This window comes from Collinsella sp. OM06-18AC (assembly GCF_003438785.1).
Classification (GTDB): domain Bacteria; phylum Actinomycetota; class Coriobacteriia; order Coriobacteriales; family Coriobacteriaceae; genus Collinsella.
The window spans coordinates 62,385-84,444 of record NZ_QSTX01000002.1 but is presented as its reverse complement, the minus strand read 5'-3'; the positions used below and the strand labels follow the sequence as shown (position 1 = coordinate 84,444).

At 60.6% G+C, this 22,060-nt stretch carries 18 protein-coding genes and 1 pseudogene; 11 read left to right on the top strand and 8 right to left on the bottom strand.

What is annotated here, in order from left to right:
• Positions 1-97 precede the first annotated feature (97 nt).
• The 8 genes from DXB86_RS01815 to DXB86_RS01780 all read left to right on the top strand — a co-directional run bounded on the left by DXB86_RS01815 (position 98) and on the right by DXB86_RS01780 (position 11,494).
• Positions 98-3,562, top strand: a complete 3,465-nt coding sequence (locus DXB86_RS01815; protein WP_117735949.1) for an SNF2-related protein — start codon at positions 98-100, stop codon at positions 3,560-3,562.
• Between the two features lie 150 nt (positions 3,563-3,712).
• Positions 3,713-4,075: a desulfoferrodoxin family protein gene (locus tag DXB86_RS01810; RefSeq protein WP_089572163.1), complete on the top strand. Its 363-nt coding sequence runs from the start codon at positions 3,713-3,715 to the stop codon at positions 4,073-4,075.
• 117 nt (positions 4,076-4,192) lie between these two features.
• Complete coding sequence (locus DXB86_RS01805) at positions 4,193-6,178, top strand: hypothetical protein (RefSeq protein ID WP_117735948.1); 1,986 nt, start codon at positions 4,193-4,195, stop codon at positions 6,176-6,178.
• Between the two features lie 137 nt (positions 6,179-6,315).
• Positions 6,316-6,837, top strand: coding sequence for a crossover junction endodeoxyribonuclease RuvC (gene ruvC / locus DXB86_RS01800; protein WP_035137351.1), 522 nt, complete (start codon positions 6,316-6,318; stop codon positions 6,835-6,837).
• A complete protein-coding gene (gene ruvA, locus DXB86_RS01795; RefSeq protein WP_117735947.1) occupies positions 6,837-7,457 on the top strand; it encodes a Holliday junction branch migration protein RuvA in 621 nt (206 codons plus the stop codon). Before ruvC ends, ruvA begins: the two co-directional genes overlap by 1 nt.
• A complete protein-coding gene (ruvB, locus tag DXB86_RS01790; protein ID WP_117735946.1) occupies positions 7,457-8,524 on the top strand; it encodes a Holliday junction branch migration DNA helicase RuvB in 1,068 nt (355 codons plus the stop codon). The genes ruvA and ruvB overlap by 1 nt, the downstream gene beginning before the upstream one ends.
• 144 nt (positions 8,525-8,668) lie before the next feature.
• Complete coding sequence (locus DXB86_RS01785; RefSeq protein ID WP_117735945.1) at positions 8,669-10,336, top strand: formate--tetrahydrofolate ligase; 1,668 nt, start codon at positions 8,669-8,671, stop codon at positions 10,334-10,336.
• A gap of 174 nt (positions 10,337-10,510) precedes the next feature.
• On the top strand, positions 10,511-11,494 hold the full coding sequence (locus DXB86_RS01780; protein ID WP_117735944.1) for a hypothetical protein: 984 nt from the start codon (positions 10,511-10,513) through the stop codon (positions 11,492-11,494).
• 18 nt (positions 11,495-11,512) lie between these two features.
• On the opposite strand, the gene DXB86_RS01775 is transcribed toward DXB86_RS01780, so the two are convergent.
• On the bottom strand, positions 11,513-12,694 hold the full coding sequence (locus tag DXB86_RS01775) for a cation diffusion facilitator family transporter (RefSeq protein ID WP_117735943.1): 1,182 nt from the start codon (positions 12,692-12,694) through the stop codon (positions 11,513-11,515).
• A 218-nt stretch (positions 12,695-12,912) separates the two neighbouring features.
• On the opposite strand from DXB86_RS01775, the gene DXB86_RS10035 reads away from it, so the two are divergent.
• From DXB86_RS10035 to DXB86_RS10175, 3 genes are all read left to right on the top strand, one after another.
• A complete protein-coding gene (locus tag DXB86_RS10035) occupies positions 12,913-14,250 on the top strand; it encodes a hypothetical protein (RefSeq protein ID WP_199410965.1) in 1,338 nt (445 codons plus the stop codon).
• Between the two features lie 116 nt (positions 14,251-14,366).
• On the top strand, positions 14,367-14,738 hold the full coding sequence (locus tag DXB86_RS10030; RefSeq protein ID WP_147330810.1) for a DUF1499 domain-containing protein: 372 nt from the start codon (positions 14,367-14,369) through the stop codon (positions 14,736-14,738).
• A complete protein-coding gene (locus DXB86_RS10175) occupies positions 14,665-14,835 on the top strand; it encodes an SHOCT domain-containing protein (RefSeq protein WP_117735942.1) in 171 nt (56 codons plus the stop codon). Before DXB86_RS10030 ends, DXB86_RS10175 begins: the two co-directional genes overlap by 74 nt.
• 513 nt (positions 14,836-15,348) lie before the next feature.
• Here the strand turns inward: DXB86_RS10175 and DXB86_RS01760 are convergent.
• The 7 genes and pseudogenes from DXB86_RS01760 to DXB86_RS01735 all read right to left on the bottom strand — a co-directional run bounded on the left by DXB86_RS01760 (position 15,349) and on the right by DXB86_RS01735 (position 21,967).
• Positions 15,349-15,570 (bottom strand): hypothetical protein, encoded by a 222-nt coding sequence (locus tag DXB86_RS01760; RefSeq protein WP_055250924.1) that lies wholly within the window; start codon positions 15,568-15,570, stop codon positions 15,349-15,351.
• Between the two features lie 32 nt (positions 15,571-15,602).
• Positions 15,603-16,391 (bottom strand): ADP-ribosylglycohydrolase family protein, encoded by a 789-nt coding sequence (locus DXB86_RS01755; protein WP_117735941.1) that lies wholly within the window; start codon positions 16,389-16,391, stop codon positions 15,603-15,605.
• A gap of 63 nt (positions 16,392-16,454) precedes the next feature.
• Positions 16,455-17,111, bottom strand: a complete 657-nt coding sequence (locus DXB86_RS10085) for a YhcG family protein (RefSeq protein ID WP_233504112.1) — start codon at positions 17,109-17,111, stop codon at positions 16,455-16,457.
• 35 nt (positions 17,112-17,146) lie between these two features.
• Positions 17,147-17,386: pseudogene (locus DXB86_RS10170) on the bottom strand (DUF1016 N-terminal domain-containing protein); the annotation flags it as partial.
• Positions 17,387-17,771: 385 nt separating this feature from the next.
• Complete coding sequence (locus tag DXB86_RS01745) at positions 17,772-20,252, bottom strand: phosphatidylinositol-specific phospholipase C (protein ID WP_117735940.1); 2,481 nt, start codon at positions 20,250-20,252, stop codon at positions 17,772-17,774.
• A gap of 304 nt (positions 20,253-20,556) precedes the next feature.
• On the bottom strand, positions 20,557-21,150 hold the full coding sequence (locus DXB86_RS01740; RefSeq protein ID WP_117735939.1) for a hypothetical protein: 594 nt from the start codon (positions 21,148-21,150) through the stop codon (positions 20,557-20,559).
• Positions 21,151-21,367: 217 nt separating this feature from the next.
• Positions 21,368-21,967, bottom strand: coding sequence for a hypothetical protein (locus DXB86_RS01735; protein ID WP_117735938.1), 600 nt, complete (start codon positions 21,965-21,967; stop codon positions 21,368-21,370).
• Positions 21,968-22,060 lie beyond the last annotated feature (93 nt).

Genomic DNA, 22,060 nt, shown 5'->3' with positions numbered 1-22,060 from the left:
GATGACGTGTGGCGGAAGACCAGTTTTTCTGGGACGGGAATGATTTTTTCATCCCCGTCCCAGAAAAATCATTTGGCGCGCGAGATTGGAGGAAGTGATGGCGCAGGGGACGTTCGTGCAGGCGCTCCGGAAAGAGGCGGCGCTGAGCGGCACCTTTATGAAGGGCCGCTCGCTCATGCTCAACGGTGCCGTGCTGTCGATTGAGGACAGCGGCTCGCGCTTCTCCAAAAACGTGACGGTTGAGGGCTCGGTGCGCGGCTCGCGCGGCGACCTGTACAAGACGCACGTGGCGCTCGATATGGACGAGCACGAGGTGATCGACTACGACTGCGATTGCCCCGCTGCCTATCGTTACCCCGGTATGTGCAAGCACGCCATTGCCACGGCGCTCGCGTATCTGGACGCGAGCGGCATTGAGCCTGTTGAGGGGCTGCGCACGCCGGTTCGCACGTTTACGGCGCAACCGAAACAGCCCGCGCGCACCGCGCCCAAAGCGCCGGCCGTCAACCCCAACTTTCCCTTTCCGGCGCCTGTCCCCACGAGCCCCAGTCTCATGGCGGCGCTCTCCGATCTTTCGGACGCGCGCATGGATGAGCTGGCTAGCATGCGCCGCAAGCTTGCCGGTGCCGTTGATCCCGATGCCCCCAAGGCAGTGTTGGAGCCCTCGTTGGTGCCGTACTACAATCCGCTGTTCGCCGACCGCTTTAGCTGGGCGCTCGAGTTCCGCATTCGCTGCGGTTCGGTGTCCTACGTGGTCAAGGATATCGACGGCATGGCCGACGCCTATGTCCGAGGCGGCACCTTCTCGTACGGCAAGAAGCTCACGTTTGTCCATTCACCTGAGGCCTTTGACGAAACATCGGCAAAGCTGCTCAACCTTGTTGTGACGACAGTTGCCTATCTCGATGACATCACAAGCTCGCGTTCGGCGTCGTACGACTTTGCCCGCAGTGGTTTTGTTGCCGAGCGTCAGTTGCCGCTGTCCGAGCATAGCATCGTATATGTGCTGGACCTGCTGCGCGGCCAGACCATCTCCTTTGAGCCCGCCTGGTCGCGGGGGATGACGACGCATCGCACCTACGACGTGGCGGTTGAGCTGTCTCCGCAAGGGGAGGACGAGGCATCCGCTAAGCGCCCACCGCTGCTTGCCGCCAAAATCGCGCCGGCGGCTGGTGGTAGCTATGACCTGCGCCTGCCCGCCGATATGTACTGCTTTGCGTCGGGCGATGCCGCCTACTTGGTTGACACGCGCCGCGCGCGCCGTACCGACGCTGCATTTGCTCAGCATGCCGCACCTTTTTTGTCGCGCTTGCTGCCGTGCCGCACGCCCGCCCATATTGCCGCCGAGCAGGTGGGTGAGTTCTGCCGTATGGCGCTGCCCATTTTGCGCGACTACACCGACCTCACCGCGCCCGCCGCGCTCGATACCGTGGCACCCGAGCCGAGCTTTGCTATGGCGATCGGTGTCGACGATGGGCTCGTGACCTGCAAAATTACGGTTACCTACGGCGATTGGTCGGCGGATCTCTTTAGCCTGGGCGCTCCGGGCAGCCCCTTCGAAGAGCAGCGCCCCGGTGTGCCGCCCCGCGACGAGGTGGCGGAGTTTCGCGTTATGGATACGGCGGCCCTGTACTTCGATTTCTACGAGCGCGGTCTGGCGTTTGAGGAGCGCGATGACGCCCGCTTGTTCTGCCTGCTGACCGAGGGCCTGTCTGCCCTGTCCGAACTGGGTGAGATCATGCTCAGCGACCGTCTGCGCCAGATCTCGGTCCGCCCCGCGCCCAAGCTCTCGGTTCGTGCGACCGTTAAGAGCAATCTGCTCGATGTCGAGCTGGGCGCGAGCGGGCTTTCGGCCGCGGACCTTGCCGTCTATCTCGATTCGTACAAGCGCCATCAAACGTTTGCGCGCCTTACGTCCGGCGACATCATTCGCCTGGACGAGGGAGCGCGCGCCGCGTTTGGCCTTGCCGAGGACCTGGGTGTCGATGCCGTCGACCTGCTCGACGGCGTGTCGCTTCCCGCGTCGAGCACCCTGTTCGTCGACAGCATGCTCGCACGCACGCCGGCGCTCGAGGCCGATCGCGACGCTGCGTTCCGCCGTACCGTCGAGCGCCTGGACACGCTCGGCAAGATGGACTTTACGGTGCCGGCATCGCTCAAGGCAACGATGCGCGGCTACCAGGTCGACGGATACCAGTGGCTCGGCTCGCTTGAACACCTGGGCCTTGGCGGCATCTTGGCCGACGACATGGGCCTGGGCAAAACGCTCCAGATGATTGCGCATATTCTGGCGCGCGTGGAGGCGGGGGACACCAAGCCCACGCTCGTGGTATGCCCGGCCTCACTCGTGTACAACTGGACTGCCGAGCTGGAGCGCTTTGCCCCGTCGCTCGATGTGTGCGCCATTGTGGGCGCCAAGGCTCAACGCCGCGTGCAGATCGCCGGCGTGGCCGAGCATAGCGTGGTCGTGACGTCGTATGACCTTATGCGGCGCGATATCGACGAGTACGTCGAGCGGGATTTTGCCCGCGTGGTGCTCGATGAGGCACAGTACATTAAAAATCCGCTCACGCAGGTGGCGCGCGCCGCCAAGCGCCTGCCTGCCGGCGTGCGCTTTGCCCTGACGGGCACGCCCATCGAAAACCGCCTGTCCGAGCTCTGGAGCATCTTCGACTTTTTGATGCCGGGCCTTTTGGGGACGCGCGAGTCGTTTGCCAAGCGCTTTGAGAGCCCCGTCGAGCATGCCGAGGGCGATAGCGCCGCTCGCCTGCAGGCGCTCGTGTCGCCGTTTGTGCTGCGCCGTGTTAAGGAAGACGTGGTGGCCGACCTGCCCGAGAAGATCGAAGACACCGTCATGGCGCAGCTTACCGGCGAGCAGCGCAAGCTCTACCTGGCCAACCAGGACCGCATCGCCCAGCAGGTGCAGCACCGCGAGGCTGGGGAGTTTAAGAAGGACAAACTCAAGGTGCTCGCCGAGCTCACCAAGCTGCGCCAGATCTGCTGCGACCCGCGTCTACACTACGAGGATTACAAGGCGGGGAGCGCCAAGCTCGATACGTGTATGGAGCTCGTGCACGGCGCACTCGACGGCGGGCATCGCATCCTGTTGTTCAGCCAGTTTACGGGTATGCTCGATATCATCGGTAAGCGCTTGGCCAGGGAGGACATCGCCTTCCTTAAGCTCACGGGCGCTTCGTCTAAGGAGAGCCGCGCCAAGATGGTCGCGCAGTTCCAAGCGGGCGAGGTTCCGGTCTTTTTGATTTCGCTCAAGGCGGGCGGCGTGGGCCTTAACCTGACGGCGGCCGACGTGGTCATCCACTACGACCCGTGGTGGAACGTGGCAGCGCAGGACCAGGCGACCGACCGCGCGCACCGTATTGGCCAGCAACATACCGTGACCGTGTACAAGCTCATCGCCAAGGACACGATCGAGGAGCGCATTATGCAGATGCAGGAGTCCAAGCGCGACCTGGTCAACAGCGTGCTCGGCGGCGACGGCATCTCGTCGGCGCTGTTTACCCGCGAAGATGTTCTGGCGCTGCTGGGCGGCGACGGGCGCTAACCCGCTCGGGTGGGGCCGCCAGGGCGGATAGCGCACGCTGCCCCATCGTCCCCGCCCGTTATGTGTTCATTTGCAATGCCGTGGATGGTTTGTCTGCCTTTGGGCATAAGAACCATCAAGAACATTGGCACGTCAGCAAAGGAGAACATCATGGCGAAATTCTTTAAAGACCCCGACGGTAAGCTCATTGCCGCCCTTGGCAACGACGTTGCAACCCCTGCCGGTTGCACGGAACTGACCGCAAACACTGAGGACGCGGCGCACGAGAAGCACGTGCCTGTTGTCGAGACCGAGCGCGACGGTCACGTGATTCGCGCACGCGTTGGCTCGGTCGAGCACCCCAGCCTGCCCGAGCACTATATTGAGTGGATCGCCCTTGAGGCCGAGGGCCGCTTAGAGGTCCATTACCTTGAGCCCGGCATGAAGCCCGCGACGTTTTTTGCCGGCGGTTCCAAGACCGGTACCGTCTATGCCTACTGCAACCTGCACGGGCTGTGGTCCGCGACGTTCTAGGAGCGCGCCCCCGCTCGGGGTATCATAGCTAGCATATGCACATGCGAGCGCCGACTGCATCATGCGGCCGGCGCTTTTACTACGATTTCGATGGTTTACGACGGAAAGGGCTGAGCCATGAAGCTCGCGCTTGCACAGATCGATATGCGCCTGGGTGATATTGAGGGCATTTGCGGCCGCATCGAGGACCAGGCTCGTCTGGCCCACGAGCGCGGGGCGCGCGTGCTGTGCGTGCCGGCTCCGCTCTTTATGGGCGCCATGCCCGGGGGCCTGGTGGGCACTGTCGACTTTGAGCACGACATGTTGACAGGCCTGACCGCTGTCGCCGAGCGTATCCAAGAACTCGATATGATCTGCATCGTGCCCGCGGCGGTTTCGTTTGAGGGCCAGCCCCTGCTCGACTACATGATGCTCAAGGACGGCCATGTGGTGCCGGCCCGTTCGAGCATTGCCCTGCAGCGTGGTGGGAACGGTGATGCCCGTTGGGCGCCGCCGGTCTTCGACGTGGACGGCGTGCGTATCGCCGTGATCTTCGACTTGGACCGCGAGCTCGAGATGCTGCCGACCGGCGTCGACCTCATCGCCTATTTTCAGTTCAACGCGTTTGATATGACCGACCGCGAGACGGCCGCCATTGCCGCCGTTCGCAGCGGTGCCTACCGCAAGATCGCATCCAAGCGCAGCGTGTGGTTTGCCTGCATGGCGCCGGTCGGTGCCTATGACGAGTCGGTGTATACCGGCGGGTCGTTTGTACTCGACGACTGTGGGCGCGTGGTGGCCCAAGCGCCGTGTTTTGAAGAGAGCCTGCTGGTTCAGGAGATTCAGCGCGGCGTAATGCTCGATGCCCTGGAGGACCACGAGCTGCCCGAGTTTCGTTCCGAGGAGTGGTTGTGGCAGGCGCTGGTGCTCGCTGTGCGCGATAACGCCCGTGCCCATGGCACGTCGCGTGCCGTGGTGGCGCTCGAGGGCGATCTGCCGTCGTCTTTGCTTGCGGCGCTGGCTGTCGATGCATTGGGTTCGCGCAACGTGATCGGCCTGGTGTTGGACCGCAACCGCATCTTTACGCCAGCGCAGGAAGAGGCTGAGGCCGCCCGTTGTGCCGCCGTTCGCGCGATTGCCGAGCGCCTGCATATTCGCACGGTTGAGCGCGATGCGCCGGATACGGCGCGCGTACTCGACCGCGATGTGTCAGCGGGCGATGCCGAGCGCCTGCGCTCGCGTACGCTGGGCCTCATGCTGGAGGATACGGCGCTCGAGCTGGGCGCGATGGCTCTGAGCCCGCTTTCCAAGACCGAGTATGCGTTGGCGGCACCGGCGCTTTGCGGTGGCTACCAGGGCGATTACGCGCCTTTTGGCGATGTGTACCTGTCGACGCTCGAGTTTGTGGCGCGCGTGCGCAACCGCACGTCTGCCGTGGTGCCGCAGGAGCTCGTGACGCTCAATGCGGTGGAAGATTGCATGGAGCGCGTGCTGGCGCGGGCGCTCTCGACGCTCGATGGCCCGGTCGACATGCTCGATCGCGCGGCGCAGCTGCTCGGTGGGCTCGAGCCGGGCGAGGTTGATGGCGCGCTCGAGTCACACGTCGACCGCAATCGTCCCTTCGACGACATTCCGATGGCCACCGGCAAGCCCGAGGCTTGCTCGCTGCTGCTGATGCTCGTGCGCCAGGGAGAGGCCGCTCGCCGCATACTGCCGACGGCGCCGATCGTCTCGGCCCGTTCGTTTGTCGAGCGCGCCTGGCCGTACATGCTCGCGTGGTCCGACCTGGGGCTCAACGGCAAGGAGCGCATGACGGTTGATTCGCTGGCGCGCGCCGAGGTGCGTCGCTTTGCCGACGACGATACGAGTGACCGTATGCGCGGTGAGATGATGGGCATTTTGGGTGAGCTGCTGGGTATTTCGCCCGAGCAGATGGAGGAGCTGCGCTCTGAGGACGGTCAGCGTCGTTTGCACGAGGGCATGAAAAAGTTCGAGGGCGAGGTTCAGGACGCCATCGATAAGATGATGGGCGGCCAGGGTGGCCCGCAGGGTGGACCCCAGGGCGGACCGATGCCGCATCCGCCGGTGGATCCCCGTCAGTTTCCTTTTTTCTCGCAGAACTAACTATGGGATAGGATTCGCTTCCAACCCCGACACTTCAACTAAGCATCTTGGTCCCGTTGTGTTATTCTAGAACAGACGTTCGTGAATGATGCTCGGGGCCTTGCCTTGTGCTGTACTTGTGGCGAGGGGAGGTCGGCTTGGTTATCTTGGGTATCGACCCTGGTTTGGCCCATACGGGCTGGGGGATTATCGAGGAGCGGCGTGGCGAGGTTCGCTGCCGTGCCTACGGTTGTATCGAGACCAGCGCGGGCAGCCCGCTCGCGGTGCGCCTGTCGCATATCGCCCGCGACCTCAAGGGTGTCGTGGAGCGTTATCGACCTGATACCGCTGCTATCGAGAGCATCTACTTTGGCGCTAACGTTCGCTCGGCCATTCCAACGGCGCATGCCCGCGGTGCTGCGCTCGTGGCGCTTTCGGAATGCGCGCTCGAGATTGGCGAATACACGCCCATGCAGATCAAGCAGGCCGTGGTGGGCACCGGTGCCGCAGATAAACGGCAGGTTGCCTACATGGTGCGCACGCTCACGCAGCTCGATCACGACCCTCACCCAGACCATGCCGCCGATGCGCTGGCCTGCGCCATCTGTCACGTTAACCTCAGCCGCACCCGGGCGCTTACCGGCGGCGAGTTCTATCAACAGAGAGGAACCGGATACTGATGATCTCCCAGCTCCATGGAACGCTTGTCGAGGCCACGATGAGCTCGGCCGTTGTCGATGTATCGGGCGTGGGCTTTGAGCTCGGCATCTCGGGCAGCACTGCCGCCACGCTGCCGACGCCCGGCGGCGAGGTTCGCCTCTATACCCGTATGCAGGTGCGCGAGGACGCCATGACACTCTTCGGTTTTGCCTCCAAGGACGAGCGCACGATGTTTGACCGGCTCGTGTCCGTGTCGGGTGTTGGCCCGCGCCTGGCGCTTGCCGTGCTTTCCACCTATACCGTGGGACAGCTGTATTCCCTGGTGATGGCCGAGGACGACAAGGGCATGGCCAAGGTGCCCGGTGTGGGCAAAAAGACCGCCCAGCGTCTGATCCTGGAGCTCAAGAGTACCTTTGCCAAGGACAAGGGCTTTGTTCCGGTCGACGTAATCCCCGGTCAGGTTGCGATGCCGGTTCCCGCCGCCGCTCCCTCGGCCATCGACGATGCCCGCGCGGCGCTCCTTTCCATGGGCTTTAGCCCGCAGGAGACCGATGTTGCCCTGAGCGGGTATGATGGGCAGAATATGCGTGTCGAGGATCTGCTCGGCGCGGCGCTTAAGCGACTTGGAATGGATGCGTGATGTGGGAAGCCGATGACTCTCAGGACCTGTGGGCGACGCCCGGCAACTCGCCGGCGGCATCCATGGCGCACGGCGAGCGCATGGTGGGCTCGGAGCTGACGCCCGAGGACCTCGATGTCGACCGTACCCTGCGTCCCCAGCGCTTGGATGACTACTGCGGTCAGGAGCATATCAAGCAGAGCCTTCGCGTGCTCATCGAGGCGGCGCAGAGCCGTGGCGAGACGCTCGACCACGTGATTTTCTCGGGCCCTCCGGGCCTGGGCAAGACCACGCTGGCCACGGTTATCGCCAACGAGCTGGGCGCTCAGATCAAGACGACGAGCGGCCCCGCTATTGCGCGTACCGGTGACCTGGCGGCCATCCTTACCAACCTGCAGCCGGGTGACGTGCTGTTTATCGACGAGATCCACCGCCTCAACCGCTCGGTTGAGGAAGTTCTGTATCCCGCTATGGAGGACTTTGCGCTCGATATCGTGATCGGTAAAGGCCCGGCCGCACGTTCGATTCGCCTGGATATCCCCAAGTTTACGCTGGTGGCGGCAACGACCCGCTCGGGTATGCTGACCGGCCCGCTGCGCGACCGCTTTGGCATTTCGTATCGCCTGGACTACTACACGGTCGAGGAACTCGCTCAGATCGTGACGCGTTCGGCGACCATCCTAGGTGTGACGATCGACCATCCCAGCGCACTCGAGATCGGCTCGCGCTCGCGTGGCACGCCGCGCTTGGCCAACCGTCTGCTCAAGCGTGTGCGCGACTATGCGCAGGTGCGCGGTAACGGTCCTATTGAGCTTGATATCTGCCGTCAGGCGCTCGAGTTCTTCGAGATCGACGAGCTCGGCCTGGACTGGATGGACATTCGCATCTTGGAGACGCTTGCCAAGACGTTCTCCGGCCGTGCCGTGGGCCTGACGACCCTTGCCAGCGCGGTGGGCGAGGACCCGGGTACGCTCGAGGATGTCTATGAGCCCTATCTGCTGCAGTGCGGCTTGATGATCCGCACGCCCCAGGGCCGTCAGGCAACCTTGCGCACCTTTGAACACTTGGGGATTGAACCTACCGTTTAGGGCGCTTTGTTTTGGCGGGCTGTTAGGCTATCGCTGGACATTGGGTAAACATATCGCCGTTTGTCGGTTACGGGTGCTTTACTATTGCGCGCGCGTGCTATGCTGGATTGGTCTTTTTCTCATTCGGTAACGAAAGGACCGCCCATGCCTACTGACATCGAAATCGCACGTTCTGTCACGCCGCTGCCTATTACCGAGGTGGCCAAGAACGCCGGCGTCGACGTTAAGCATCTGATTCCGTACGGCTTTGACAAGGCAAAGGTCGACTATTCCCTGCTCAACGAGCCAACTGATCACCAGGCCAAGCTTGTCCTCGTGACCGCTATCAATCCCACGCCCGCAGGAGAGGGCAAGACCACCACGACCATCGGCCTGGCCGATGGCCTGCGCCGTCGCGGCGTCAAGAGCGCCGTGGCCCTGCGTGAGCCTTCGCTCGGCCCCGTGTTTGGCGTAAAGGGCGGTGCCGCCGGTGGCGGTTGGGCTCAGGTCATCCCCATGGAAGACATCAACCTGCACTTTACCGGTGACTTCCATGCTATCGGTGCCGCCAATAACCTGCTGGCTGCCATGCTCGACAACCATATTCAGCAGGGCAACCAGCTCGGCATCGATGTTAAGCGCATCACCTGGAAGCGCGTCGTCGACATGAACGACCGCCAGCTGCGCCACGTTATTGACGGCATTGGCGGCAAGGCCCAGGGCGTGCCGCGCGAGGACGGCTTCGATATCACTGTTGCCTCCGAGGTCATGGCGATCTTGTGCCTGTCCACGAGCATCAACGACCTCAAGGAGCGTCTGGGCGAGATCGTCGTCGGCTACAGCTTTGCCGGCGAGCCTGTCCGCGCCCGCGACCTCAAGGCTCAGGGCGCCATGGCTGCGCTGCTCAAGGACGCACTCAAGCCCAACCTGGTGCAGACGCTCGAGGGTACGCCCGCGTTTGTCCACGGCGGTCCCTTCGCCAATATCGCCCACGGCTGCAATTCCATCATGGCCACGCGTATGGCGATGCGTTTTGGCGATGTCGCCATTACCGAGGCCGGCTTCGGTGCCGACCTGGGTGCCGAGAAGTTCCTCGACATCAAGTGCCGCATGACGGGCGTTCGTCCCAACGCTGTCGTGATCGTCGCGACCGCTCGCGCCCTTAAGTACAACGGCGGTGTTGCCAAGGCCGATCTCAACGAAGAGAACCTCGAGGCCCTCAAGGCCGGCATGCCCAACCTGCTGCGCCACGTCGACAACATCCAGAACGTCTACGGTCTGCCCTGCGTGGTCGCCATCAACCGCTTCCCGACGGACACCGAGGCAGAGCTTGCGCTCATCGAGTCCGAGTGCCAGAAGCTCGGCGTTAACGTTAAGCTTTCCGAGGTCTGGGCCAAGGGCGGCGAGGGCGCGCTCGATTTGGCCGACGAGGTCATGCGTCTGATCGAGCAGCCGAGCGAGCTCAAGTTTGCCTACGAGGACGGCGCCGATGTTGCCGATGCTCTGGAGGCCGTTGCCACTAAGGTTTACCGCGCCGATGGCGTCGACTTTACGCCGGCTGCCAAGCGCCAGCTCGCCGAGCTGCGCGAGAACGGCTTTGGCAACCTGCCGGTGTGCGTCGCCAAGACCCAGTACAGCTTTAGCGACAATGCCAAGGCGCTGGGCGCTCCCGAGGGCTTCCGCATCACCGTGCGCGAGCTCAAGGTTTCCGCCGGTGCCCACTTTGTGGTCGCGCTGACCGGCAGCGTCCTGACTATGCCGGGCCTGCCCAAGGTTCCCGCGGCCGAGAACATTGACGTCGACAACGACGGCAACATCACTGGCCTGTTCTAAGCCTGCTGTCCATAGCTGCTAGTCCGCCCCGCCGTGCCCCACAGCACAGCGGGGCTTTTGGTTCTAGGCGCGCTTGTCTTGTAGATACCGACGGCCTTTGCCCATCATAGGCTTTTGCGCGGGTAGAATGCATGGATAACTTGATGCTTGCAGGCGACGGAAAGGAAACGTTGCATGGACCAGGACAAGACGACCGTGATGGGCGGATATGGCTCCCCGCGGACGGGCAATGGCGCCGATGAGACCCGCGTCGTGCCGAATCCCGGCTACGCTGCTTCCGATACGACGCAGACGTCCGCCGAACCCACACGAGTTATGGGCTATGGCGATACACCGCGGGATCCGTTTGATTATGCACCGCAGGACCCGTATGGCAATGCGACGCCGGACCCGTATGGCTATGCGGCGGCAGGCACTTATAACAACCTGCCGGAAAATCCCATTCCGCAGCCTCAGCAGACGACGTATATGCCGCGTACGGCACAGACCCAGCCTCGTTATGAGTCGCGCGATCCGTATGCGCGCCAGCCTTATCGCGAGTATCCCAAATCGATTCCGCAGTATGGCGAGGACGAGGAGGAGGCGCCGTCGCGTTCGTCGAGTGTGATCAAGAAGATCCTCATTGTGCTGGCGATCTTCTTTGCGCTCTCGGTTGTGTTTGCCATCGTGTCGGGCATGCTCAACAAGCGAGGTGCTGCAACCAGCACGACGGCCGAGCAGACAGAGGTCGCCCAGGCGGGTGCAGTAGAGCTGGGCGATATCCCGGGGCAGTACTGGTCCAACGCCAAAAAGCTCCTCAAGTCGCGCGGCGCCGATCTTTCGAATGCCGTGGTCCTGACTGATGATGGCTCAACGCCCGTCGTCGATGCCAACTGGGTTGTTACTTCTGCCTACTATAACGACAACGGTACCCTTGAAATTCAACTTACGCATAAGAACAGCTCGAGCAACTCGTCCGACGGCCAAAGCGGCACCGACAGCTCGAGCTCCAACATGCTGGAGGACCTGAGCAACAAGGCGCAGGAATTGGGAGACAAGGCGCAAGAGCTGGGCGATACGACACAAAACCTGGGCGATACCGCGCAGAACTTGGGAGACATGGCGACAGATGCCTGGAACGCCCTACAAAACGGCATTTTGGGCGCACAGGGAAACTAGCGGCCGAGCGGAGCGGGGCTACAGCTGCTCGGCCGGACGGTCGGGCGAGCTGAAGCCCGAGTCAAACGTGACGACGCATGACGCATCGGGCCGGCGCTCGTGCACGATGCGCGTGACGAGCTCCAGTAGCTCCTCGTCGGATATGTCAAAGTCGTCGGGACGCACCAGGTCAAATGACACAAAGCCGTCGTGTTCGTGAAGGTCGTGGATGGATAGCGCGGGGTCGATCTGCGCTACGCCGCGCTTGACCCAGCCGCGCAGGTCGTCACCGGTTGTTGCAATGGGGTCGCAGTGCAGCGTGATGTCGATGCCCATCTGATGTTTGATGTCGTGTTCGATGGTGTCCAGAATCTCGTGGTGCTCAAAGGCATCGCCTTCGCCGGGCATTTCCACGTGGGCGCTGGCAAACTGGCGGCCGGGGCCGTAGTCGTGCACCATGAGGTCGTGTGTGCCTAGGACCTGCGGATAGGACATGATCTTGTCGCGGATTGCCTGGACGAGCTTGGGGTCGGGCGCCTGTCCCAGCAGTGGGCTGATGGCGTCGCGCACCAGGCCCATGCCGCTGATGCAGATGAAGATGCCCACGCCCAGGCCTGCCCAGCCGTCGAGGTCAAAGCCGGTCGTTTGCGAAATAAGCGCCGCCACCAAGACCGAGCCCGAGGTGATGACGTCGTTTTTGGAGTCCTGTGCTGTGGCAATGAGTGTTTCGGAATCGATACGGTTGCCCAGCGCGCGGTTGAATGCGGCCATCCAGAGCTTAACGAGCATGGATGTAGCCAGTGCCGCAAGGGAAACGAGCGTGTAAGCGGTGGGGGAAGGCTTGATGATCTTGGTGACCGACTCGAGGATCAGGTTGATGCCGACGGCGCAAACCAGGACGGCGACAAACAAGCCGGCGAGGTACTCGTAGCGGCCGTGGCCATAGGGGTGGCCTTCGTCTGCCGGGCGGCTGGCGAGGCGGAACCCGAGCAGGCTCACGATGTTGCTCGAGGCATCGGAGAGGTTGTTGAAAGCGTCGGCGATGAGGGAGACGGAGCCAGCGAGCAGGCCCGCGATGCCCTTGGCCAGGCACAAGGTGATGTTGAGGCCAATGCAGATGAGGCTTGCGGCGAAGCCCGCGTTGGTGCGGCGGGAGGTATCGACCGGCTCGCCCTCGCTGCCGGGAACAAGCGTATGTACCAGCCGATTTACAAATAGCATAGCGGTCGTCCTCACAATCATGTTTAAGGGGATAGTGTAGCTCGCGCGGGGGCGCCGTGCATCGATGCTCAGAAAATGCAGCAATAGTCTGCCGGTGCTAACGAGCGAGCCTTCTCGTCTGCCTGGGTGCTCGATTTTGGGCCACATGGGTATGGGCACGTGCTTACCTGCCCGACATACTTAATGTCGACAGCCCCAGTGCAAAGGAGGACGTATTCATGGACGAGATGTTTGCCATTAAATGCCAAAACTGCGGCGGCCCTATGTACTCACACCAGGCTAAACGCAGCTTTGAGTGCGCCTATTGCGGCACGGTCGTTCCGTGGCAGGCCGATGCGGGGGAGCCCAAGAGCGCCCTGGGCATTCGCCATACGCCACTGACGGTTGTCGATGGGCTGCTTAAGCTCACGCATGTGTCGCAGCTCGAGCGCCCGGTGGACCCCGACTGGTATTTCTTTAATGAGCACTGGCGCAATCAGTCGGTTCTGGAGCATCTGCTGTGGGAAGATCGCGGCACGGCCCAGGAGTTCCAAGAGGCCACGCACGTGAGCATCCCCTGTCCCTTCTGCGGAGCGTCCTTTGAGGGCGAGTCGACCCAGCGCGTATTTGAGTGCCCGTCCTGCGGCAATAAGATCGGTGTCGCCGACCTGCTCAAGCCGGGGACGTTTAGCAAGCGCCTGACCATGGGCGTTGGTGCGAAATATGTGCCCGAGCAGGGTATTCCCTGCGAGATAACGCCGCAGCAGGCGCGCGCCAATGCGCTTGAGCTGGTGCGCCGATATCCAGACGCCTTTGCCGGTCACGATGTGGAAGACGCGATTCAAAACGACATGATGCTCTTCTACTTCCCCATGGCGCTCGCGGACCTGCGCATGATGGCGTCCTTCCCGGGCAAGGGCCTGAGCAAGGAGACCCTGGTGTACTACGAGGTGCTCGACTGGGCATATCCCAGGGCAAACTACCTGGACGTTCGCCTTATGGGCATTCTGGAGCCATGGGACTTTGCCAAGGTTGGGTCGTTCGACCCGGCCATGCAGGAAGGCGACTTCCGCGTTGTCTCCGTCGATGCGTCCACCAAGGACCAGGTGGTCATTGACAAGCTGGCGCTCGACATTGTTGGCAACGATGCCGAGACTTTCCTGGGGCTCAATAAAAAGAGCATCCGCACCTGGGCGCGCAAGGCCCGCAAGCACAAGGACGGCCTGGTTATGGTGCCGGTCTACTTTGTCGATCGTCCCGCGTCGGATGGACGTAATGGCGAGCAGGTGCGCATTGCCGTGAACGGCCAGACGGGCCGTGCGGCGGCGGTGGTGTTTAGCGACAAGCGCGAGACGCATATTGTGGCGCCGCTCAATCCGAGCCTGCATCTGTCCGGCGAAAGCACCGTTCACGCCACGCCCGTCGAGGTCAAATACGTTAAATCGCCGTTTCTATACCAGATCGTACGCCGTGGAGGCGACGAGCAGCCACGTCAGGTGGCAGCGGCTGCCGAGGGTTCCTACCGAGAAGAAAAACCCAAGCGCAAGGGATTGTTCGCTGCGATCTTTGGGAAGTAGGGAAGCGGAGCCGGGGCGTCGGGCTGCATCGCAAGGTCATGAGACGAATTTAAGACTGCTGGGAACGTGCTACCATTGCCGATAGCCTTAATCTTGTAAGAAGCGGAGGCCAGATTATGGGTTTTGCGGATCAGCAGCTTCAGCTTCAGGTACCGTATTCTCCTGACGACACGTTTAATGCCTTGAAGGCAGCTATGGAAAAGCTGCCTAAAGTAAAAGTTGATAGTGCATCGCCCACAACAAGAACAGTTGCAGCCGAGATTGGTATGAGCCTTTGGTCTTGGGGCGAAAATATCGGTATTTCGGTTGTTCCAGTTGAAGGCGGATCTGGCGTTACTGTCAAGTCGTCATCTAAGGTCAGGGCAAACGTATTAAACGGGGGCAAAAATGCAAAGAATATTGCCGAGATAGTCGATGCCCTATCGAAGGAGCTTGAGCGGTATCCGCAGGTTTCACAGACTATTGAGACGCTGGCGGATAGTGGTTGATGTAGTTGCAAGGCTTGAGAGGCTTGCAGCACTGCGTGAGAGTGGAGTACTTACCGAGGAAGAGTTTGCTGCAGAAAAGGCAAAAATCCTTTCGTAATCAGACACGATGGTTGGATTTGCATTCTATTATTGAACTTGTTTATACCAGGCTGAAAACATCGTGTGTAATAAAGGTGCGTAGTAGCCTCGTCTTGATTGGCGGATGTAAATAAACGGTGGAACGGCTGTAAAAGAGCCTTGCCACTGGGTAAAATCAGGATGTGCCGCGGAACCCGCTCCTCAGTCGGTCAACTTTGGAAGCGCGGGCAACGCAGGTACTATCGTCTAAAGGGCCGGGTGCGACCGGCCCTTTGCATGACTCCCTTCGCTATCCGTTACTGCTTATATTCCCGCCAGATCGAGTAGAGGTTCCGGACGATGCCGGTTACATACATCGAGAGGCGCAGGATTTCAAGAAACAAGTTCATAGGCTTCACCCCAATCGGAGATCGGAGCGTTGCCCGCAGGCGGATTCCGCGGCAGTCGTAATTCTACCTCACAGGCCGCGGCGGGAGACATCCTACCCGCCCCATGGCTTGGAGCAGTGTCGATCTAACGGGCAATCAAGCCTCTAGTTCTCTTTGAATTGAGCAAGCATCTGCCCGAAGAAGCTTAGTTCGGATGGCTCATAAATGATCGAACCGCCGTCCGCGGTCCTGTAGACCCCGCAGGGGAGGTAACGCCCGTCGGGGAGGACATAGAGGCTGGCTTCCTCCTTCAGTCCTACTGGAAATAGCGGAATCCCGTTTTCGTCCACTTGGAACTCGTCTATATTTGCGATCTTCCTCTCCATGATGCCTCCTGCCTTATTTCTTGAATGGCGCCTTAAAACAGGCAGCTCTCAATCAGCTCTTTGCCGCGCAGAGTGTCGATCCACTCCTGTGGGATGGCTTTGAGACCGTATGCCGTGCCGGCGAGGGCGCCGGCGACGGCTGCGGTGGTGTCGGTGTCGTCGCCTAGGTTGACGGCGGCAAGCACGCAATCTTCGTAGCTGTTAGTGTTGACGAAACACCAGGTGGCTGCCTTAAGCGTGTCGCGCACGAAGCCACCCGACCTGATCTCCTGCTCAGGCACGCCTTTCAGATGGAGCGCCCACGAGGGGAGCACGTCGTTCATCACATCCCTCATCAGCTCGACAAATATGATGCATGCGTCGGTCGACGTTCTGTGGGCGTGCGTAATCGCGGAGACCTTGCTGACCTCTTCGTCTGTCGCATCGGTGAACGCCAGGGGAGCGATGCGCATGAGCGATCCGTTGCCGTTGTCGCGCTCGCCGGAGCCTCCTTTGCCGGTGCGCAGGGCGCGGGCGGTCGTACCGCCGTAATCGAAAACGCCGTCGATCGTATACTCGCCACGGGCAATCCAGCTTACGAACTTGTCGCGCATGTCCGCGGTGTCGATGTGCCCGAGCTCCCTAATCGAGTCGCAGGTAGCAAGCGTCATAGATGTGTCGTCGCTCCAGGTGCCGGCGGGTTGCCCATGCGTGCCGTAGCTGATCATGTCCGCGCATTCGAACGTACCGCGGGGCCTGAACTCGTAGGGAACGCCCAGCGCGTCACCGACGGCAAGCCCATAGATGCAGTCGCGCAGTGTTGTTTTCGGTCTGTCTGTCATGGAAAGCTCCTCTTATCCCGGGTGATGTGGAGCGCCGTCGGGGGTATCGGTCGCAACGTGCCGCTACCCTTGCGCTTCGCCATTAGTCGCTTCGTTGATGGCGCGGTACTCGGCACTCAGCTCGCGCGCCAGCTCTTCCTTGCTTGGAAGATACGGCAGGTATTTGGCGGCAAACACCTGGTCGTTGTCTTCGGGCAGCGTGTACTCGACGATCGAATTGCTTTTGTCCGCGCAGAGCACGATGCCTATGGGCGGATTGTCGCCTTCGTTCATGAGCTCGCGCATGTAGTAGTTCACATACATTTGCATCTGGCCCAGGTCCTGATGCGTAAGGTCATCGGTCTTAAGGTCGATGAGCACGAAGCAGCGCATCAGATAGTTGTAAAACACAAGGTCAATATAGAAATGGCGCCCATCAAAGGTGATGCGCTTTTGGCGCGCCTCGAAAGCGAAACCACGGCCAAGCTCCAGCAGGAACTTCTGAAGATGCGTGATGAGCGCCTGCTCTAGATCGCTCTCGCGAAACGCAGTATCGTCCGAGAAACCTAAAAACTCCAGTACATATGGGTCGCGGATGATATCCTCGGGGCGACGAGCCGGGGCGCTCTTTTGGATTTCCTGGGTGACGGCCTCCTTGTCCTTGCTGACAAGCAGGCGCTCGCGGAACATGGTGTTGATCTGGCGCTCGAGCTGACCGTGCTCCAACGAGAATCGGCGCATTCGTTCATGTACCAGGCGCGAGCATCAGGGTCGGGAATGCGCATCAACCTGCGGTAATGAGTCCAGCTCAATTCGCTACGCAGTGCGTCGCGAATTGGAAACGCAAGAAAGAGCTGACGCATATTGCGAAGGTTTGCGATGCCAAAGCCTCTTCCGAAATCCGCGGTAAGCCTTCTGGAGAGGCCTGCAATCAATGCCTCTCCATATGCTGCGCGCTCCTCTCCGCCCTGCTCGTCAACAATGCTCTTGCCGATCTCCCAATACGCCTCAACCATCGCAAAGTTAACGGCGGTATAGGCCTTGTCGCGAGCGGCGTTGAGAATCGAGGAAACCTGCTTGTAAAAAACTTCTGGCACGATTGCCGATTCTCCACGGTTTACCAGTTCGCCCATCACTGTCGCCCCACTCTCCTCTTGTGGAATGCATCTTTGTCGCATTTAGTTTAAAGTCTCGCGCGGACACGAATTGCTGTGCTGTCTGGCACCTTCGCATCGGAGCCTTGCGGTGACTAAAATGTGGCCATAGAGGCAGTTTTAGCGAACCCCGCGGGAGTGACACGCATGGATAACAACACTTTGCTACTCCTTCATGTCAAAAATAGGGGCGCAGAACGGTATTCTGCGCCCCTGATTGAGCCGATGCGTCTGAAAGCCGGCTTGCCTATTCGCTAGCGCCTTCGCTGTCTTCGCGATCGTTGGCAAGCATTGCCGCGCCGGCGACCGTTGTCGCCACGGCGGCGGCAGCGAGCCCGGCGGCAATGCCAGAGCCGTCGCCCGTGCCGGCGAGTTTTCCGCCCGATCCCTTGCTCTTGTTGCCCTTGCCGTTCTTGTCGGCGCTGCCCGCGTTGGTGCCGGTGCCGGTGTTGCCTGCACCGCCCGCGTCGCCCGAAGCCGCCACAGTAAAGCTTGCGGCTCCGTCGGTGGCAAGCTCGTAGTTCTGCGCCGCGTCGCCCAAAAGGCCTTTCGCGCGCACCCAGTACGTCCCTGCGGTAAATGCCTCGCCTTCGGCCATTGCCGTGCCCGGCACACCGTTTGCATCGTGCATAAACTCGAGCTGGGCGGTGCAGGCATCGCCTTCGAGCTTGCCCTCGAGCGGCGCCGCGATCTTTGCGCGCACGTCCTCGCCGGCCTTAAGGCCCTCGAGCCCTTCAAAGTGGGGCGTCAGTGCGCGCGGGTCGATATCGATGGGCACGGAACCCTGCAGTTCCGTAACGGTCTCGTTGCCCAGGGCGTCGACATCCACGTATTCGATAGCAAACGTGTTGCCCGAAGCCGCCACGCTGAGTACGTTACTGCTGTCGACAAGGCGGAAACGACCCTCGCCAACGGTCTTTCCATCCTGGAGCGAGGCATCGCTCAACGAGTCGCCGTATGTCATGCGCATACGGGTCGGGAGGTAGTACGAAACGGTCTGCTTGTGCTTCGCATCGTAATTGCGCTGGTAGATGCTTCGGGCCAGTGCCGCATCAACAAAGTCGGACGCAATGATGCCAATGTGCTTGAGGCAGTCCTCCTTTGTGCTCTCATTTCCGGTGCTGTTTATATACTGGCTCTTGTATAGATGCTCGTTGACCACTCGTGCTGCGGTAAAAGGATTGCTTCCTTGCTTGTAGTTCGTGCAGCTGGTGTAGTTGATACACCAGCTGTGCTCCAGGACCTTTACCTTGGCCCCGTCATTGTCCTCGACGTCCACCATGATACGGGCGAGCTTGGTTGTCTCCTGCAGCGCCATATCGACCCAGCCGATTTTGTCGGTTCCTGTGCATTCGTAATGGTCCTGGGCGTATACCTTGGTGCAATAGGGCTCTTCGTCACCCGTTTTCCCCACGGCTTCAAAGCCCCGCTCGTCTCGAACGAGACACATAGAGGTGCTGTCGGTGTGTGCTGCGATTTTGTCGTCCCATTGGGTGAGGTCGAGGCCCCATGTGTGGCTGCTTACGCTGTTGCCGGCGAGCCCAAACCGACGCAGCAGGACGATCTTTCCGCGCACCTCGCCCAGCGTGGGGATGCGACTCGATGTGTAGAACAGGTCGGGGTTCTCATCCAAAACCTTGCCAAAGGCCGTCGTGAGGCTTTCGTTGGTAGCCTCGCCATTGCCCCGCGACACGAGCATGATGAGCGCTTCTGTCGGGTTTTCGCTCAAAAACGTATTGAAGTACCCGATGACATCGGAGAGATGCATAAAGTTCCCGTCTTTTTTGAGCAGGTAACAAGCTCCGTGGTCGATGCCGGGGTTTTCACCCTTTCCAAGTCGAATATCAAAATAGCGAACGCCTTCGAGCAGCTGCGTGGGGATGTAATCCTGCTGGCATTTTGCTTGGGAGGATTGGGGCTCGGTGTCGTTGTCCACGCTGCAGGTGCCCGAATCGTGCGTGCCCGGGATGCTCAGTTCGTCGAGGAACTTGTTGTTGTCGACGTATTTCATCCAACAGGGCCCGTCGACGTAGCTGCTATACGTGGTCCAGTCGATACTTCTAACCGTGGCATCGTTCTTTTTCATATCGTAACCGATAAGTTCGAGCTCCCACGGAATGCTCTTACTCTTATGGCAGATCTTATTGTTGTCCTGGTCTTTGCCGTCCGATTCTATTGCCAGGTACTTAATGTCTTTTTTCTCGGTTTCTTTCTCGACCGTGCGGTCTCGGATGATATAGGTTCCGTTTGACTGGCGTTTAAACGCAAAAGCGCGGCTGGGCTTGTCGTCATACTCGCCACTCCATACGTGGATGACCTTTCCATCTTTGTCCGAGTCGCCGTCGACCGACCAAATGCTGTAGCCCGTCTTTTTATGCTCTTCGAAATTGAGTAAGGTGCGGATGGCATACCAATTTGTATTATCTGCATCGGTCACTACGTGTTCAAGGATGAGTTTGCTGGACGTGCCGTCATTAAACAGGTGGCAGACGTTGCCGCGAACGTTGCCGTCTTGGTTGACGCTCGCGGTGCGAAAATAGCCCGCGGGGCGAAGGCGAATGACGAACTTGTCGAGGGTGGCCGCCGGTGTGGGCGTGTCTTCTGCAAATGCCGCGCGCACGGGAAGGCCCAGCGCCGCGGTTTCGGGCAGGCTTGCAAATGGCGACAATGCTGCGAGTCCTAGGCCCAGCGTAAATGCTCGACGACTGATGGCGTGGTGTTCGGTCATAACTCCTCCATTCGCGGGGTGCGGTTATGCGCTCGTTTTGGTCACTATACTGCCTGGATGTCTAAACGTGTTGGCTTAATTGTCTGCGCGGTGCTATTAATCGGCGGGCGGACGCGTTGGGGCGCTTGTCTATTTGTGTTGCTACCGCGCTGGGGGTGGTTTTGCCGTCCGGCACCCTCGCGTTCGCCGGCTATCGGCATAAGAAAGGGAGGGCCGGCGAGCCGATCCTCCCTTAGTACGAAACGCTGGGGCACCGTCGCTCGTTTGCACTGCGCTCGTGTTTCCCGTTACGCTCGCGAGTCGCTTAGCGCTTGATCTCGATATCGTCGAGCTTGACGTCCATGGCCTCGGTCTTGGCCTTGGCGATATCATCGGCAAACTCCAGGGACTTCATCATGGTCTCGACGGCGTCCTTGTGCTCTTCGACATTGTCGATGCGCACGTACACGCTGCCGCCGTCAACGTCGGTGAAGTACTCGGTCGTCACGCCGCCCGTGTGCGTGTAGGAAGCGTTGCGCCAGGTCTTGCCGTTGTACTTAACGGGATCATTCTCGGTCCACTCAAAGTCGGTCTTCCACTTGGCCTCGTAGTCAAACAGCTCGTCGGCGTTCTTGTCAGGGTCGAAGACGGGGATGAAGCGGTCGCTGGCGTGCTCGCTCTTGGTGAACTTAAACTGGGCCCTGTCGGCCGTGTCGCCGGCAACGTCGGTAATCTCGACGCCCTCGGGGACCTCGACCTTAAACCAAATGAAGTCGGTCCTCATATCCACGGTTGGCTTTTCCGCGCCGCCGCCACCGCTGCTGCCGGTAGCGCCACCGCTTCCGCCACAACCCACCAGGGCAACCGCGGCAAAGAGGCTGATGCAGAGGGTGAGAATCGCAAAGGCCTTCTTTTTCATGGTCGTGTCCTCCTCGATCTGTAACCGCCCATGGATTACTTGCCTTTACTGTACGCGCGAGCGGCTCGTTCGGGTGGGCCATGTGTCCCATTCTGGGGGCCGGATTTGCGCCGGCAAGTGGCAATATGTCCGGGCGCAAAAGAGGGGAGGGCCGGTGCTGTCGACCCTCCCCGGGTTGGGCGCCCGTTGTTTTAATGGGGCGCGTGCGGGTGCCCCGTTACTTGATCTCGATGCTCGAAATTTCGACTTCGCGTGCCTCGGAAACTGCCTCTTCCATGTCATCGGGGAACTCGATGGAGTTGAGGAGCGTCTCGGCTTCTTTCTCGTGCTGGTCGAAGTTCGAGATGAGGACGTAGACGCTTCCCGGCTCAACGTCGGTAAAAAGCATGGTTGAGATGCCGCTGTTGTCCTCGTATGTTCCGACGAGCCACGTCCTGCCGTTATACTCGACGGACCCGCCATCCTTCCACTGGAACGTGTCCCCCTTCTTTTCCGCCTGGTCGGCGTGGGATTCCTCGGCCGTCAGCGCTTTTTTCCAAACGGGGATAAAGCGATCGGCCGAGGCGTTCTCATCTTCGGGGAAGGTGAGCTGGACCCTGTCGGCATTCTTGCCGGCAGAGTCACTTACGCCGACGCCCTCGGGCATCTCGACCTTAAACCAGATGAAGTCGGTCTTCTTGGCGACGGGGGCCTTTTCCTTGCTCTCGCTCTTGGGGGCGCTGCCGCCGCCCGATGCGCTCCCGCCGCAGCCGACAAGGGCAAACGCGGCAAAGAGGGCGATGCAGAGGGAAAGGATTGATAGGGTCTTTTTCTTCATGATGGCGTCCTCCTTGTCTGCCGATGACATCACGGCGCCGCGGGTTGTTGGGGTACTGATTGCGCTGGCGGCGGATGTCTCTGTGTACTGTGC

Coding starts and splice junctions, on each gene's coding strand:
- DXB86_RS01815 (WP_117735949.1), top strand. CDS start 98: ATGGCGCAGGGGACGTTCGTGCAGGCGCTCCGGAAAGAGGCGGCGCTG.
- DXB86_RS01810 (WP_089572163.1), top strand. CDS start 3,713: ATGGCGAAATTCTTTAAAGACCCCGACGGTAAGCTCATTGCCGCCCTT.
- DXB86_RS01805 (WP_117735948.1), top strand. CDS start 4,193: ATGAAGCTCGCGCTTGCACAGATCGATATGCGCCTGGGTGATATTGAG.
- ruvA (WP_117735947.1), top strand. CDS start 6,837: ATGATCTCCCAGCTCCATGGAACGCTTGTCGAGGCCACGATGAGCTCG.
- ruvB (WP_117735946.1), top strand. CDS start 7,457: ATGTGGGAAGCCGATGACTCTCAGGACCTGTGGGCGACGCCCGGCAAC.
- DXB86_RS01785 (WP_117735945.1), top strand. CDS start 8,669: ATGCCTACTGACATCGAAATCGCACGTTCTGTCACGCCGCTGCCTATT.
- DXB86_RS01780 (WP_117735944.1), top strand. CDS start 10,511: ATGGACCAGGACAAGACGACCGTGATGGGCGGATATGGCTCCCCGCGG.
- DXB86_RS01775 (WP_117735943.1), bottom strand. CDS start 12,694: ATGCTATTTGTAAATCGGCTGGTACATACGCTTGTTCCCGGCAGCGAG.
- DXB86_RS10035 (WP_199410965.1), top strand. CDS start 12,913: ATGGACGAGATGTTTGCCATTAAATGCCAAAACTGCGGCGGCCCTATG.
- DXB86_RS10030 (WP_147330810.1), top strand. CDS start 14,367: ATGGGTTTTGCGGATCAGCAGCTTCAGCTTCAGGTACCGTATTCTCCT.
- DXB86_RS10175 (WP_117735942.1), top strand. CDS start 14,665: ATGCCCTATCGAAGGAGCTTGAGCGGTATCCGCAGGTTTCACAGACTA.
- DXB86_RS01760 (WP_055250924.1), bottom strand. CDS start 15,570: ATGGAGAGGAAGATCGCAAATATAGACGAGTTCCAAGTGGACGAAAAC.
- DXB86_RS01755 (WP_117735941.1), bottom strand. CDS start 16,391: ATGACAGACAGACCGAAAACAACACTGCGCGACTGCATCTATGGGCTT.
- DXB86_RS10085 (WP_233504112.1), bottom strand. CDS start 17,111: ATGCGCCGATTCTCGTTGGAGCACGGTCAGCTCGAGCGCCAGATCAAC.
- DXB86_RS01745 (WP_117735940.1), bottom strand. CDS start 20,252: ATGACCGAACACCACGCCATCAGTCGTCGAGCATTTACGCTGGGCCTA.
- DXB86_RS01740 (WP_117735939.1), bottom strand. CDS start 21,150: ATGAAAAAGAAGGCCTTTGCGATTCTCACCCTCTGCATCAGCCTCTTT.
- DXB86_RS01735 (WP_117735938.1), bottom strand. CDS start 21,967: ATGAAGAAAAAGACCCTATCAATCCTTTCCCTCTGCATCGCCCTCTTT.